The 15,044-nt window shown below is 46.2% G+C and carries 13 protein-coding genes; 9 read left to right on the forward strand and 4 right to left on the reverse strand.

The window, feature by feature from the left end; all coding sequences use genetic code 11:
• The first annotated feature begins 158 nt into the window (after nucleotides 1-158).
• The 6 genes from modB to JGK07_RS16630 all read left to right on the forward strand — a co-directional run bounded on the left by modB (nucleotide 159) and on the right by JGK07_RS16630 (nucleotide 8,807).
• Nucleotides 159-2,153 (forward strand): molybdate ABC transporter permease subunit, encoded by a 1,995-nt coding sequence (gene modB, locus JGK07_RS16605; protein WP_293242634.1) that lies wholly within the window; start codon nucleotides 159-161, stop codon nucleotides 2,151-2,153.
• A 314-nt stretch (nucleotides 2,154-2,467) separates the two neighbouring features.
• The gene (msrB, locus tag JGK07_RS16610; protein WP_293175510.1) at nucleotides 2,468-2,866 is read left to right on the forward strand and encodes a peptide-methionine (R)-S-oxide reductase MsrB; all 399 of its coding nucleotides are present in this window, start codon (nucleotides 2,468-2,470) and stop codon (nucleotides 2,864-2,866) included.
• A 129-nt stretch (nucleotides 2,867-2,995) separates the two neighbouring features.
• Complete coding sequence (pyrH, locus tag JGK07_RS16615) at nucleotides 2,996-3,724, forward strand: UMP kinase (protein WP_293156721.1); 729 nt, start codon at nucleotides 2,996-2,998, stop codon at nucleotides 3,722-3,724.
• Complete coding sequence (gene frr / locus JGK07_RS16620) at nucleotides 3,711-4,217, forward strand: ribosome recycling factor (protein ID WP_293290962.1); 507 nt, start codon at nucleotides 3,711-3,713, stop codon at nucleotides 4,215-4,217. Before pyrH ends, frr begins: the two co-directional genes overlap by 14 nt.
• A 771-nt stretch (nucleotides 4,218-4,988) precedes the next feature.
• The gene (locus JGK07_RS16625) at nucleotides 4,989-5,459 is read left to right on the forward strand and encodes an NADAR family protein (RefSeq protein WP_293175505.1); all 471 of its coding nucleotides are present in this window, start codon (nucleotides 4,989-4,991) and stop codon (nucleotides 5,457-5,459) included.
• 345 nt (nucleotides 5,460-5,804) lie between these two features.
• Nucleotides 5,805-8,807, forward strand: a complete 3,003-nt coding sequence (locus tag JGK07_RS16630) for a GAF domain-containing protein (RefSeq protein ID WP_293207529.1) — start codon at nucleotides 5,805-5,807, stop codon at nucleotides 8,805-8,807.
• 33 nt (nucleotides 8,808-8,840) lie between these two features.
• Here JGK07_RS16630 and JGK07_RS16635 read toward each other — a convergent pair whose 3' ends face one another.
• From JGK07_RS16635 to JGK07_RS16645, 3 genes are all read right to left on the reverse strand, one after another.
• Nucleotides 8,841-9,608, reverse strand: coding sequence for a pentapeptide repeat-containing protein (locus JGK07_RS16635; RefSeq protein WP_293175501.1), 768 nt, complete (start codon nucleotides 9,606-9,608; stop codon nucleotides 8,841-8,843).
• Nucleotides 9,609-9,798: 190 nt separating this feature from the next.
• On the reverse strand, nucleotides 9,799-9,921 hold the full coding sequence (locus JGK07_RS16640; protein ID WP_293175499.1) for a hypothetical protein: 123 nt from the start codon (nucleotides 9,919-9,921) through the stop codon (nucleotides 9,799-9,801).
• Nucleotides 9,922-10,139: 218 nt separating this feature from the next.
• Complete coding sequence (locus JGK07_RS16645) at nucleotides 10,140-10,784, reverse strand: pentapeptide repeat-containing protein (protein WP_293175497.1); 645 nt, start codon at nucleotides 10,782-10,784, stop codon at nucleotides 10,140-10,142.
• A 1,051-nt stretch (nucleotides 10,785-11,835) separates the two neighbouring features.
• On the opposite strand from JGK07_RS16645, the gene JGK07_RS16650 reads away from it, so the two are divergent.
• Nucleotides 11,836-12,273, forward strand: a complete 438-nt coding sequence (locus JGK07_RS16650; RefSeq protein ID WP_293158055.1) for a helix-turn-helix domain-containing protein — start codon at nucleotides 11,836-11,838, stop codon at nucleotides 12,271-12,273.
• Between the two features lie 406 nt (nucleotides 12,274-12,679).
• Nucleotides 12,680-12,847 carry a hypothetical protein gene (locus JGK07_RS16655; RefSeq protein ID WP_293175493.1) on the forward strand — a complete coding sequence of 56 codons (168 nt, stop codon included), beginning with the start codon at nucleotides 12,680-12,682 and terminating at the stop codon, nucleotides 12,845-12,847.
• A gap of 40 nt (nucleotides 12,848-12,887) precedes the next feature.
• Here the strand turns inward: JGK07_RS16655 and JGK07_RS16660 are convergent, their stop codons facing one another.
• The gene (locus tag JGK07_RS16660; RefSeq protein WP_293175491.1) at nucleotides 12,888-13,244 is read right to left on the reverse strand and encodes a metal-sensitive transcriptional regulator; all 357 of its coding nucleotides are present in this window, start codon (nucleotides 13,242-13,244) and stop codon (nucleotides 12,888-12,890) included.
• Nucleotides 13,245-13,529: 285 nt separating this feature from the next.
• Here JGK07_RS16660 and JGK07_RS16665 point away from each other — a divergent pair, with 285 nt between their 5' ends.
• On the forward strand, nucleotides 13,530-14,813 hold the full coding sequence (locus JGK07_RS16665; RefSeq protein WP_293175489.1) for an HhoA/HhoB/HtrA family serine endopeptidase: 1,284 nt from the start codon (nucleotides 13,530-13,532) through the stop codon (nucleotides 14,811-14,813).
• Nucleotides 14,814-15,044: the final 231 nt, after the last annotated feature.

Raw genomic sequence — 15,044 nt, forward strand, 5'->3', positions numbered from 1 at the left:
GATTAAGACGGCGGTTGAAACCGCGTCTACACAAACGAAGTCCGCCTCCGCGGACTGAATAAAATAACATAATTTTAATCTCCTGTTCTTCAACCCACGGAGGTGGGTTTTGTCTGTATAGACGCGGTTTCAACCGCCCGGTTTTATTAATCCCAAATATGGAATTCGACTTATCTCCATTGTGGATATCCCTAAAAGCATCCGCCATCGCCACATTTCTTACATTCTTTCTCGGAATCGCCGCCGCCCGCTGGATGCTTTCAACTCGCATCCGAGGTAAAGCCTTAATTGAAGGCATTTTCATCTCTCCCTTAGTTTTGCCGCCCACAGTAGTCGGATTCTTGTTGCTGCTGCTGTTTGGGAGAAATGGCGCGATCGGTCAATTGTTGCTAAAATTCGACTTAACAATCCTCTTCACTTGCCAAGCCGCCGTCATTACAGCCACAGTCGTATCATTTCCCCTGATGTACAAAACTGCTTTGGGATCTTTTGAGCAAATTGATGCCAATCTTCTCAACGCAGCCCGCACTTTAGGCGCCTCCGAATGGACAGTTTTTTGGCGGATTATGCTACCTCTAGCCTGGCCGGGAATTTTAGCAGGAACTATTCTCGCATTTGCCCGCGCTTTGGGTGAATTTGGCGCGACTTTGATGTTAGCTGGGAATATTCCCGGACAAACTCAAACTATCCCGATGGCAATTTATTTTGCTGTGGAAGCTGGGGATATGAGGCAAGCTGCTATTTGGGTTTTGATTGTGCTCAGTCTTGCTTTGACGATGCTCACTGCTGTTAATTATTGGACTGATTTACAAAAAAAATCTCCCCAACCAAATCCCCACTATACTAATCCTAAGTCAGCCACAAAACTGGTTCAGGCTTATCCTCTGGACGGGCAAGATGCCCATCCCACAATTCTGGACGGGCAAGATGCCCATCCCACAACTCATTTAGGATTGGGATATAAATGGGACGGGCAAGATGCCCATCCCACAACTTATTTAGGATTGCCATATAAACGGCAATCTCATATTCCCAAAAATGCACCAAATCTTACCCCAAAATACCCAACAAAACAATCGCAAAGTGGACTTTTTCTAAACATCTTTAAACCTCTTTCTGGCTTTGCCTTAAATGTCGGTTTCGATATCGGGCCGGAAGTGCTGGGAATTTTGGGCGCGTCGGGTTCTGGCAAGAGCATGACTCTGCGCTGTATCGCAGGTTTGGAAACTCCAACTAGCGGTAAAATTGCAGTCAACGGTAAGGTTTTATTTGACTCAGTACAGGGCATTAATGTGCCTTCTAAAGACCGCCGTATCGGTTTTTTGTTTCAAAACTATGCTTTGTTTCCGCACTTGACTGTGGCTGAAAATATTGCCTTTGGCTTGCAGCATTTATCTACAAGCGAGCAACAACTTCGAGTCAAAGAACAATTAATTTCGGTGCAAATGTCGGGACTTGAAAATCGCTATCCGCAGGAACTTTCGGGTGGCCAGCAGCAGCGGGTGGCTTTGGCGAGGGCGATCGCGAGTTCGCCAGATTTGCTGCTGTTAGACGAACCGTTTTCGGCTTTGGACACGCACTTGCGGAGTCAACTGGAACGGGAGTTAATGCAGGCTTTGGCTAATTATCGAGGCATTACTTTGTTTGTCAGCCACAATTTAGAGGAGGTTTATCGGGTGTGCGAGAATCTGTTGGTTTTGGCTGATGGAAGTGCGATCGCCTTTGATACCAAACAGAACATTTTCGATCGCCCGCGCAACTTCACCGTCGCCCAGTTGACTGGCTGTAAGAACTTCTGTGCTGCTAAACCGATCTCCGAAACTGTCGTGGAGGCGATCGACTGGCGCTGCGATCTGACTGTCGCCGAACCAATTCCCAAATCTCTAGTTTCTGTAGGAATTCGGGCTCATCAAATCAGTTTTGTTAGCGCCGCGCGCGATCGCGAAAATACATTTGCTTGTTGGATCGCCTCAACCGTGGAAACTCCCCACCGGGTGACATTATATCTCAAGTTGCACTCGCCTCCCCACGATTCCCAAGATTATCACTTGCAAGCTGAAGTTTTCAAGGAAAAGTGGCGGGCGATTAAAGACAATCCTTTTCCCTGGTATGTTCATTTGGAGCCAATTAGGTTAATATTAATGGAGGCATGATACCAATTTTTTATGAGGTGGCTCCCGAATCAGATCCCCCCTAACCCCCCTTAATAAGGGGGGGACAAGATTCTTCTCAAAGTCCCCCTTCTTAAGGGGGATTTAGCGGGATCGGATTCTATGCAACGACCCATTAAATTGGTATGAGTTAACTAGCTATAGCCGAAGGAAGAAGATAGATGTGAAGATGCAATAAAATCAATGGTTTTAGCAATTAATAACGTCCTAACTACCTTAGTCGTTGCTATATATACAGTCAACAGTCAACAGTCAACAGTCAACAGTCAACAGTCAACAGTCAACAACATTAAACCATGACAGACAAAGTTAAGAAAACCGATGCCGAATGGCAACAGCAACTAACGCCAGAACAGTTCAAAGTCACCAGAAAAAAGGGAACAGAAAGAGCTTTTAGCGGCGAATATCACGACAACAAAAAGCCGGGAATTTATAAGTGTATTTGCTGCGGCACTGAGCTATTTGAATCAGAAACAAAATACGATTCCGGTACCGGTTGGCCGAGTTTCTACGCTCCCATTAAAGAAGAAAATGTCAGGAATGAGGCGGATAATGCCTTGTTCATGCGCCGTACTGAGGTACTGTGTGCTGTTTGTGACGCTCATCTCGGCCACGTATTCAACGATGGGCCTAAGCCAACCGGTCAGCGTTACTGCATGAATTCTGCTGCTCTTGATTTCGATCCCAAGGAATAAATTTAGTCGAGAGTTCTCACCCAGGTGTGCTGGAACAAGCTCAAAAGCCTGTTCCAGCCAATTGATGTTCAAAATGCACCCGTGCTGCTATCTTATGGTGGAGACAAAAGAGTAAAAAATAGTGGCGGCATGGGGATGGTTTATCAGCGGGTTTTGCTGAAGCTCAGCGGTGAAGCGCTGATGGGTAGCTTGGGCTACGGTATCGATCCGGTAGTCGTTGGGTCGATCGCCCAGGAAGTGGCGAAAGTCGTTTCCGAAGGGATTCAAATCGCGATCGTTGTCGGCGGCGGCAATATTTTTCGTGGCGTGAAAGCTGCTTCCGCAGGGATGGATCGGGCAACAGCCGACTACGTGGGCATGATTGCTACGGTAATGAATGCTATCACTTTGCAGGATGCACTGGAACAAGCAGGAGTGCCAACAAGGGTACAATCGGCGATCGCCATGCAAGAAGTAGCTGAACCCTACATTCGGCGGCGCGCCATTCGTCACTTGGAAAAAAAACGGGTAGTGATTTTTGGTGCCGGTTCTGGTAATCCTTTCTTTACTACTGATACTACAGCCGCTTTGCGGGCGGCTGAAATTGATGCAGAGGTGATTTTTAAAGCGACGAAGGTAGATGGGGTGTACGATTCTGACCCCCACGTCAACCCAGACGCACGCAGGTATCAAACCCTCACCTACGCCCACGTCTTGAACCAAGACTTGCGGGTGATGGACAGTACCGCGATCGCCCTGTGCAAAGAAAATAATATTCCTATTATGGTATTTGACCTCTCGGTATCGGGCAACATCTACCGAGCCGTAATGGGAGAATCTATTGGAACTCTTGTCGGAGGATTTTGTGAAGTTAGCTGAAGCAGAAGATCATATGCAAAAGGCAGTTGAGGCTACTCAACGGTCTTTTAATACTATCAGGACGGGACGGGCCAACGCCTCCCTCCTCGATCGAGTCATGGTAGATTATTACGGAGCTCCAACTCCGATCAAATCCCTTGCCAATATCGGAACCCCGGATGCGACAACGATCAACATTCAACCGTTCGATCGCACAGCGCTTACCTCAATCGAAAAAGCAATTTCCCTGTCCGATGTAGGCCTCGTACCTAACAACGACGGTTCAGTTATTCGCTTGAACATTCCACCGCTTACAAGCGAAAGACGCCAAGAATTCGTCAAAATGGCCTCGAAGTTTGCCGAAGAAGGTAAAGTCGCAATTCGCAATATCCGTCGCGATGCCGTTGACTCGATTCGCAAGCAAGAAAAAAGCAGCGATATCTCTAAAGATGAGTACATTGCCAAAATAGAAGATGTTCTGGCATCGAAAGAGAAAGACATCACGACAGTTTAGAGTCTGAGAAATTGGGCATGGGGAAAGTGCAGCAATCTTAGCCGGAAAAAGGAAAATAAAGTATAGCCTTTCTCAAAAAAGTGAGGTATGCCCTATGCCCGGTTTGGCCTATGCCCACGGAGCCCTATGCCCACGGAGCCCTATGCCCACGGAGCCCTATGCCCATGAGTACCTCATATGGGGGATCGAAAGGCTATATGTATTCTTAAATCCCAATTTCTGGCGATCGATTCCTCATTCCCAATTCTCGATCGTTAATTACAATAGAAATTACATCGTTTCCGTTGCCTCAGCATCGGAATCATAATTTTTTCATGAAATCCCCACTTGCAACCGCGTCAGACAATAACAACTGAGTTCTTTGACTTGTACTCCTAGGGCGCGCACCGCACATCATCAGAGAAGCTGCTGCGCCAGATCGATTTCTCTGGCGATTGAGAGGCATAGAAGGCGATATAAAGAAACGAATTAACGATTTTTGATGACGATCGAAATATACAATTTAAATGCACAAGTGCAATTCGTCAAGCGAGTATCTCAGCTTTTTATTTGAGTGCGAGCGGGACAACACTCAAATAATACCAATTTTCAACGAAATAACAGTATTATTGTTCCCCCCCTGATTCATGGGGGGGCTAGGGGGGGTCGAAGAGTGTTGCACACTCTTCGATAAATGGTATAAAAAATGCTTTTTATCAAAATTAGATGCTCCCTTCGTCAATACTGTAAAATTGAAAATGTAAAATTTAATATCTAATATCTAATATCATTATGATAATTTATTTTTATAAAGTAGAGGATCCTTACGGCTGCTTTTCCAATTTTTCACTACACGACATTTGCTTGTACGGTCAAGATTGGTTGACTGTGGAACATTACTATCAAGCCCAAAAATTTGTCGGTAGCGCTGATGAAAGATTAGTGGCCGCAATTCAATCCGTACCAACTCCTCAGGAAGCCGCCAAATTAGGCCGCGATCCAAACCACCAAATGCGCCCTGATTGGGAAGCGGTAAAAATTCCCATTATGCGCGAGGCAGTTTTAACTAAGTTTCTCACTCATTCAGACATTCAAGCTATTCTCCTCGCCACAGGGGATCGAGTGATTGTGGAGGATTCGCCAACAGATTACTACTGGGGGTGCGGCTGCGAGGGAACGGGCCAAAATCATTTGGGTAAAATTCTGATGAGCGTGCGAAGCGAAATTAGTCAGCGCCCGGGGCCAGATCAAAACTCACATTAATCTATCATTATATGAAGTTATACAAACTAATGTCAACTTATCCTAAAAATAAATAATTCTGAGACTGAGAATTCAAGATTGCAAGAAATTGATAAGAGGATTAAAATAATAATTATCATTTGGTTAAGTCGCCCTGTCTGTAGAAGGCAAGGAATACACCACAGGCGATCGCCGATTTTTGTTCTTCAGGGTGCCACAGGGGATACACGGTCGTCACTAAGCAGTACGCCACGGATTAATAGTAAAGCTCGGTTTAGTCAAAAACTCAGGCTCGTAAAGTTGAGTTCGATCGCGAATGTAGATCAAAACTTCTTATTATCATTCCATAATTGCCAAAGGAGATTTATGCAAATCACAGAAAATACGCAAGAATTACATCATAAACTAGACAAAGAAGTTTTGGTAAGGCGAATCACAGAACGCATCCGCCAATCTCTAGAATTAGAAGATATTTTAACCAGTACAGTAGCAGAAGTGCGGTCTTTTCTGAAAACAGATCGCATTATGATCTACAGGTTTAGTGCCGACGGCTGCGGAGAAGTTGTTGCCGAATCAATTAATAATATATATCTCCCTTCCTTGAAAGGTCTCCATTTTCCAGTAGACGACATTCCTCCCAGCGCGCGGGAGATGTATGTCCGTATGCGCCAGCGGACAATAGTAGATGTTAACTCCGAGACGATCGCCCTCAGTCCCGTTGATGCTGCGGATACCGGTCAACCTTTAGTAAATGAAGAAATCCACTATCGCTCGCTCGATCCTTGCCACAAAGCTTACTTGATGGCAATGGGAGTCCAATCTTCCTTAGTCGTGCCAATTTTGCACCACAGGAGTGTGTCGCAACAGAACAAAACAGAGATCTGCGAGGCCCCCGCCTGCGTAAGTAGATGCGAGCCTGGAAGCGATCGCCAAACTCACATCGAACTGTGGGGACTGTTAGTGGCTCACCACTCCTCCCCCCGCAATATTTCATCCACAGATTTAGAAGTAGTTCAGCTCGTAGCAGATCAATTGTCGATCGCCATCGGCCACTCGCTCCTGCTCCAAAAAACCCGCTCTCAAGCATCTCGGGAAGCCACCGTCAGTCGCGTCGCAGCCCTGTTGTACGGTCAGATCGACATTCAACTACAACAGGCTTTAGAAGCCACTGTCACTGCTTTGGGGGGGAGTGGCGGCCGACTCTATCTCAACCCCCGGAAAATCAACAGCGAACAGTTACCGGTTCCCCAGATCGATCGAAGATTTCCCATTGCCCCTACTGCGATCGATGCTACCTTTGAACTGTTCGTCACAGGGACTCAACCGACACTTCCCCATTGGGAAACAGTCAGCGCGATCGAAGCTCATCCCCTCTGGCAACAATGGCTAACCACAGGATTGAAAAATACCCCCGATTTTCCCAAATTCCCAATTCCCAATTCCCAATTCTGGGCTTGGATAATTACAGACTTATACAAAGAATCTCTATTTAGAGTGTTAGTTCCAGCTTTCCAAGGAACTCAAATTCGGGGTTTGCTGGTAATTCCCCTCCACTACCAACAACAAGTAGTTGGCTGTTTGACCGTTTTTCGCAATGAAATTGATACCGAAAAAATGTGGGCGGGGCGCTTTGACAGCAGTGTTGCACAAATCCTTCCCAGACAATCCTTTGAAGTCTGGCGAGAAATCAAAAAAGGTCAGTCGCCCGAGTGGAAATGGGAGGAGATCGAGCAAGCTTTAACGATCGGCAGCCAATTTTGTTCGGCAATTGGGCAGTACCTTCTTCATAAAGAAGTGCAAGCCCTGAATGCCAACTTAGAGCGCCAAGTTCAAGAGCGTACCGCCCAATTGCAAAAATCCTTAGAGTTTGCCCAAGTATTGACGCGAGTCAGAGACCAAATTCGCAGCACCTTGGATTTAAAGACCATACTGCAAACTATTGTGCGGGAAGTGAGAGTTTTGTTAAATACCGATCGCACGGTAATTTTCCAATTTGGTGCCTGCGAACACGGCGAGGTAGTTGTTGAAGCTGTTCGCGGCCACTGGCAGTCAATTTTAGGTATCAAATCTCCACATGAATGCTTTCCCGAAGACTCAGACTGCTTTTATCGATCGGGACGGATGCGAGCAATTAATGATATTTATACTGAGGATTTAACGCCCTGTCACCGCGAATTTTTGGAAAACTTGCAGGTGAGGGCAAGTTTAATTGTGCCGATGATCGGCAAAGATGCCGAATGTTGGGGGTTGCTGATTGCCCACGAGTGTTCTGGGCCGAGGGTTTGGCCAACCGCAGAACAAGAGTTACTGCAAAATTTGGCCTCTCAAGCTGCGATCGCCATTCATCAAGCAGAACTTTATCAAGAAAGTCTGAATGCAGCAGCAGCCGATCGAACAAAAGCCGAACAACTAGCTAAAACCGTCACTGAACTGAACAATACCCAAGCCCAACTGATTCAAACCGAGAAAATGTCCAGTCTCGGACAACTGGTGGCCGGCGTCGCCCACGAAATCAATAACCCCGTTAACTTTATCTACGGCAATCTCTCCCACGCCAGCGAATACAGCAAAGATTTGCTCTGCTTGGTGGATCTCTACCGCCAGCACTATCCCAATCCCAACCCAGAAATTAGCGAGTGTGCCGAAGCAATCGACATCGAATTTCTTGCCACAGATTTGCCAAAAATTTTGGGTTCTATGAAAGTAGGAGTTGAGCGCATCCGCCAGTTAGTTGTATCTTTACGCAATTTTTCCCGGCTCGATCAAGCTCAAAAGAAAGGCGTTGACATTCACGAGGGCATCGACAGTACCCTGTTGATTTTGCAGCACCGGATCAAAGCCCAGTCGGATCGCGCCACCGTAGAAATCATTAAAGAATACGGCAATTTGCCCTTAATTGAATGCTATGCCAGCTCGCTCAATCAGGTATTTATGAATCTGATCGGCAATGCCATTGACGCCATAGAAATGGGACAAATAGATCGAGTTGTGAATGTTAACTCCCTAGGGGCAAGTACAGCCGTGACATATTTGAGTTCGCAACAACTGGATGTCGGGACAGTAGATATAAAGGTCAATACCGAGTGTTTGATACCTGATTCACCATCCCCTTGCATTCGGATTCGCACCGAATTAATTGATGAAAAAACAGTAGGAATTTGCATTGCAGACAACGGTCACGGCATCCCCAAAGAGTTAATTTCTCACATTTTTAATCCCTTTTTTACTACTAAACCCGTCGGTCGGGGGACGGGTTTAGGACTGTCTATCAGTTATCAAATTGTAGTTGAGAAACACCAAGGGGTACTCAAGTGTGTTTCTGTACCCGGTCAGGGTACAGAGTTCTGGATCGAGATTCCTCTGAATTAGTAAGTTAACAGTTAACAGTTAACTTACTAACAACTATAGAAAATTCAGCAGAAGAGAAGTGAGCGACTCCAGAATACTCATAAAGCTGCCGCCCCCAGTGCGCGGCTCCGTTGGCTTTTGGCGGGCCACAATTGCTTCTGCTAGCTGCTTTGACAATTCCTGACCTTGGGGATTTCCTTGAGTGGTAAAGAGTTGGTTTGCTCTTGCAACATCTTGAGCCGCGCCGGCGAAGTCTCCCAAGTCAGCGCGAGACATACTGCGCGCAAAATAAACCGCAGCTATATCCGATTTCAGATTCAGGGCTTGATTGTAATAGTCAATGGCGTTTCTGTAGTTTCCCGCTTGAGCTTCCAGCACTCCCAATCGGTAGAAGTCTTCTGCGGTACCAATATTAGTTGGCATTCCTCTAGCACCCAGCAGTTGGGCGTTAGTTAAATTGGCGTCAGTTAAATTGGCGTTGCTGAGATAGGCGCTTCTCAAGTCAGCACCGCTGAGGTTTGCCCCCGTCAGGTTTGCTCCCGTCAGGTTGACGCCAAACAAACTGGTGCCGCTGAGGTTTGCCCCGCTGAGATCTGCCCCAGTGAGGTTGGCTCGGCTGAGGTTAGCCAATCTCAAGTCAGCGCCTTTGAGATTTGCTCCTGTTAAGTTGGCTAAAACCAGACCAGCGCTGCTGAGGTCGCAGTTTGGACACTGTCGGGTGGCTAGTAATTGTTGCGTGTGTTGAATGTTCTCGGCCTGTGCAGGGGCTAGAGGGGCGATCGCGCTCAGCAGCGTTGCAGCAGCCATGATTCTGAGTTTCATCTTAAGCATCCAAAATCCCAATTAATAAATCTAAAATAGCTTTTATCGCAGCAATTGAAAATCTAGATCGCAGACATTGCTAAATATTGCCAGATTCTCAGCTATCTATCCCAGACATCATACATAGGGCTGACGCACGAGTGGTCAGAAACCGGGTTTTTTAGGAAAATCTTTCGTTGTAGTCCACAGATTAGGTGAAAAACCCGGTTTCTTTGCCCTTAATCCGTCCAGGACTGATACATTGAAATTCACCAGAAAGAATTGGTTGAAAGCCCCAACCCTTTGAGGGAGAAATGAAAATCAGACTATTCATTACTCCAATCCTCTTCCTTCTAGGTAGAGGTCGCTCTCAAACTGTCAACTGTCAACTGTCAACTGTCAACTGTCAACTGTCAACTGTCAACTGTCAACTGTTGAAGGTCTCACCAGAGTTTCAAATAAACGTTTTGCTATCAATAAATTAGGGTAACAAAAAAAATGTTACCCTTAGTATTGGTTCTCGCCAACCATAACATTTAAGACGTAAATTAATCAATCGTGAATCGTACCGTCAGGCATCGTCGCACCCTTAAGATATACTCCGCTCAGGTTAACTTTTGTCAGGTTTGCTCCCAACAGGTTTGCCCCGCTTAAGTCTGAGGCACTTAAAATTGCTTCAGTCAAATCTGCCCTAATTAGGCTCGCTCCCATTAAGTCGGCTCCGCTGAGGTCTACTTTAGTTAAGTTGGCTCCAATTAAATCTGCTTCTGTGAGAACGGCCCTTCGCAAGTTTACTCCGTAAAGGTTTACTCCGTGCAAGTCTGTACGAGAGAGTGTTGCCCGAGATATGTTGGCTCCGATTAAACTTGCTTGGATCAGGGAAGCTCCACTTAAGTCTGCTTTGCTAAGATTTGCTCCCATCAACTCAGCTCGATACAGGTTAGCTTCAGCTAAAAGTGCTTCGGTGAAGTCGGCTCCAGCTAAGTCGGCTCTGCTCAAATTGATCTGGCACAAATTGGCTTTGCCAAAGTTGACTCTGCTGAGTTTGGCTTTGCTGAGATTGGAGCCAATCAAGTCGGCTTCAGACAGATTGACTCCAATCAATTCTGCTTCGTAGAGGTAGACTTCGTGCAGGTAGACCCCACTAAAATTTCTTTCTCCTATTCCGTATAGCTTGAGCAATTCGTCAACGTTCATTTTGGCTTCTCTACACCTTTTAAATGAACAATACTCTCCGCAAGCTGCTTGCACCGGATCTTCTGCCATTTTAGACTTGAGATGCTAAAAGATTCACGCCCAGTACAAGACTGCCCTAGACCGTTTGGGGAGGTTGAAGGACAAAACAGGATGCTTGTTCACCTGGGTAAAAATGTTTAACAAAAATGTCAATGTTATCGTACTTCCTAACTAAATCAAAGAATTCTCGCTGGAAAGTGCGATCGAGGCCATAACTTTTTATGGCTAGTTGAGGTTACTGAGTATTTGTGTGATAACGATCACTAATTAATGTTAGTAGTATCACATAGAAGCAACGTTTTCGATCACGACAGGCAGGCGAAAATAGCCGATAGTGGTACTGTGATGTTGAAAATTTGACAATCCCACGGTAGACGTGTTTTACTCAACTGGCGATCGAGCAAGTAATTTCACAGAGGCCTGCCCGCGTGCCGTGAAAGTTGGTTGCACCGTCACTCGGCGCGATCCGCTTCGGCCCATCAGAGTGCTAATGTCTCAGGATTTCTCACAAAGGGAAAGCCAGAAATACACTTCTGGGAGCAGGATAATCTGTGTCTAAATGTGCTTCTAGCTAGCGTACAGACCAAGGTTATATGCTAGCTATAAATCGCCAAGACATTCGCAAAAATTACCAAAAAACACCAGAAAAACCATGATATATGTTTAACAAAAAGAGAATAAATGGTATTCCTTAAAAGTCAACTATTGCAGCTAATGTTGCGGTCGATCAGTTAACTGATATCAGTATTAGCAATGATGCTTGTGCCATCCAATACCAAACTGACTCATAAACCGGGTCTTTCACCAAAAGACGCGTTCCAGCCCTTGCTCCAGGTAAAAAAAAACAAGCTTCTGAGCATCTGAGTAAGTCCAGGCATGAAAAAGTTTAATTGAGATAGCTTGTCTATTCCTTTCTTGGCAAGCAAAAGGCGAGCATTTAGGAGGGGAGAAGATTTTTATCCCCAGTCAAAAAAAACAATTGTATAGTGCGAATCCTCGTGAGGTAATTGATATGGCTGGAGTATGTAAACTTAGCATCACAGAGACCACAGAAGAACTAAAAAGCCTGTTAACCGAACAAAAAACGGCAAGCGGCTTTCAAAAAATTCAAGCACTTTACCTGTTCAAAATTTGTCACGTTAAGACAGTTAAAGAATTGGCAATGACGATCGGCGTAAACCGCATTACTGTGCAGCGGTGGCTGAGAAAGTACAGATCTGATGGACTTGAAGGACTCCTGGAAACCAAGCACAGCGGTGGCAGGAAGCCGGCGATTCCTCCTCTGGCCCGCGCTAGTTTGGCAATGCGCCTCAGCGATCCCCAAAAAGGCTTTAAAAGCTATGGAGAAATTCAAGAGTGGTTGCAGCAGGAATACAGCATAGACGCTTCCTATAAGGCCGTTTACGCAACAGTCAGATACCAGCTCAAAGGCAAGTTGACGAAAGTTTAGATAGACAGTTCATCCCAAGTCTGGTTAATCACCGTCCAATTGTTGATACTCAGAGTTTAAAGCTGTTGATGACTTTGGTTGTCACTAAAAACTCACTACTTCTTTTTGAACTAAGATCGCTCTCACCAACTGCCGATCGTATAAATTATCTGTTGTGCCGATTGGGTTGAGGGGGAAAATATTTGATGGTTTTCCCTGGTTGGTGAAAGATGCTTAAGCAATGCGCCCGAATTCATAACTTGCAAGTTGTGTCTAATTTGCAGGTTTTGTTATAGAAGAATGAAGAAGTCATTAGTCATCAGTCATCAGTCATCAGTCATCAATAACGGCTTGCTTCAGGATAAAAAGAAGGAAGAAGCCAGCCTTTAGTTATCGTCGCGAGAGACTTTTCTTTGCAGTTGATCGCATGAGTAAAGCGATCGCGCGCCAGAACTTCCCAACCATCAGTCATCAGTCATCAATAACGGCTTACCTCAGGAGAAAAAGAAGGAAGAAGGCAGCCTTTAGCGATCGTCGCGAGAGACTTTTATTTGCAATTAATCGGATGAAGAAAGCGCACGCCAGAACTTCCTAACCATCTGGCGGGGCTGGTATATGTAAAAAAATGGCAGCGACTAAGGCAAAAACCGATCCAAAGCAGCTTTCAACTCTTCTATTTCGGTATCGATATTGCCTTCTTTCGCGGCTCTGGCAATGCACTGAGTTAAATGTTCGTCAAGAATGATTCTTGCTACGCGATCGAGCGCGCCTCGAACTGCTGCAACTTGCACGAGAACTTCGGGACAGGGACGGTTTTCTTGTACCATGGTTTTGATGCCCCGGACGTGTCCCTCAATCCGAGATAAGCGATTAACCAGCCGTCGCATCGATTCTTCATCGTGATGGTGAGGGTGGACTGATTGATTGTCGTGATGGTGGTGGTGGGAATTTGAGGGTACGGATTTGTCAGTAGAAGTGTCAGATATAATCATCAGGGTTGTGCCATTTGAGATTTGAGATTTGAGATTTGAGATTGGGGAATGAGTTATTCCGTAATGGTTTAGAGCGCTGGACTACAGTTGAATTCTTTTTTTGAAGCTGGTATTACTAGGGAAAATTTTCAAGTTAGAATTGAGAATATGTTGAGTTTGTGCTGGCTCCAGACTCGTGTATTGTAGCTCTCTAAATATATTTAGGATCTTCATAGCGGCAGATTATTGAGTCCGCTCGATCGCACGCCTTTACCAGAATAACCCAGACTAACAAAGATTGACGCTATGCGACTATTTAAGTTTTTTGGCTCCGCACCCCGCACCGATCGCTGGTTCGGACTCATCTTAGGAATGACGATCGCCCTGAGCGCTCTCTTCATCAATGCTGCACCCGCTTCTGCCGCAGACGGCAAAAATCCGCCCAACTGGCAGGAACAGCCCAAAAAAGCCGTGCAGCAAGTACATTGGAGTTCCCCAGCAACTCTCCCAAATCCGCAAATGCTAGCGCTGCGGAGCCCGGAACTCCCGGTGGCTGTGGCGGCAGATACCAGCAGTTTTGTGACGGCGGCAGTCGATCGAGTCGGGCCTGCTGTTGTCCGGATTGATACCGAGCGCACTGTCAGCCGCAACCTCGACCCCTTAATGGAAGACCCCTTCTTCCGCAGATTTTTGGGAGAAGATTTGCGGAGCATGACGCCCAGACAAGAACACTTGCGGGGTCAAGGTTCTGGCTTCATCATTGACAAAAACGGGATTGTGTTAACCAATGCTCACGTGGTTGACAAAGCCGATCGAGTAACTGTCACCTTAAATGACGGCCGGACATTTCCAGGAGAAGTCCAAGGTACTGACGAAGTAACAGATTTGGCTGTTGTCAAAATTAATACCAAAGGTGTTAACTTGCCCGTGGCAGCACTGGGAGATTCCGATGCGGTGAAAGTCGGTGATTGGGCGATCGCCGTGGGCAACCCCCTCGGATTTGACAATACCGTCACTTTAGGCATTATTAGCACTTTGAAGCGATCGAGCGCAGCCGTCGGCATTCCCGACAAGCGCCTCGATTTCATTCAAACAGACGCCGCCATCAATCCCGGCAATTCCGGCGGGCCGCTGTTGAACAGCAGAGGAGAAGTGATTGGCATCAACACGGCGATTCGGGCGGATGCAATGGGTATTGGGTTTGCGATTCCGATCGACAAAGCGAAAGCCATCTACGCCCAGTTAGCCAAGGGAGAACAAGTCAGCCATCCGTTTTTGGGGATTCAGATGATTGCTTTGACTCCGGAAATGGCCAGAGAGAATAATTCTGACCCCAATGCTCCTTTGATTGTGCCCGAAGTTACAGGGGTATTGGTGATGCGAGTTGTACCCAATACGCCTGCTGAGAAAGCCGGGATTCGGAAAGGAGATGCGATCGTTCAAATTGAGGGCGAGAAAGTGACTCAACCCGAACAGTTGCAAAATTTGGTGGAAAATAGCCAAATTGGTCAAATTTTGAAACTGAAGGTGCGCCGCGGTTCCCAGGTTAAGGAAGTTGCCGTGACAACTGCTCAATTGAGGGATTTTTAGAGCTGAAGGGGAAGGGGGGAAATTGTTAAAAACTCCCCCCAAAAAGTTTGTAGTGAGGACTTTAGTCCTATCTTGATAGTTCTAGCTAATAAATGACTTAAACGGAGTGGAAAATATTGAACTCAAAAAAGTCACACAGCTCTAATTTAATGGGTTATGGAGGTTCCGATCGCTCCTGTGCGATCGACCCACAACAGTCAATCAACTCTCAGCAGTCGATCGATCATAGCA

Source organism: Microcoleus sp. PH2017_24_DOB_U_A, assembly GCF_020738205.1.
Classification (GTDB): domain Bacteria; phylum Cyanobacteriota; class Cyanobacteriia; order Cyanobacteriales; family Microcoleaceae; genus Microcoleus.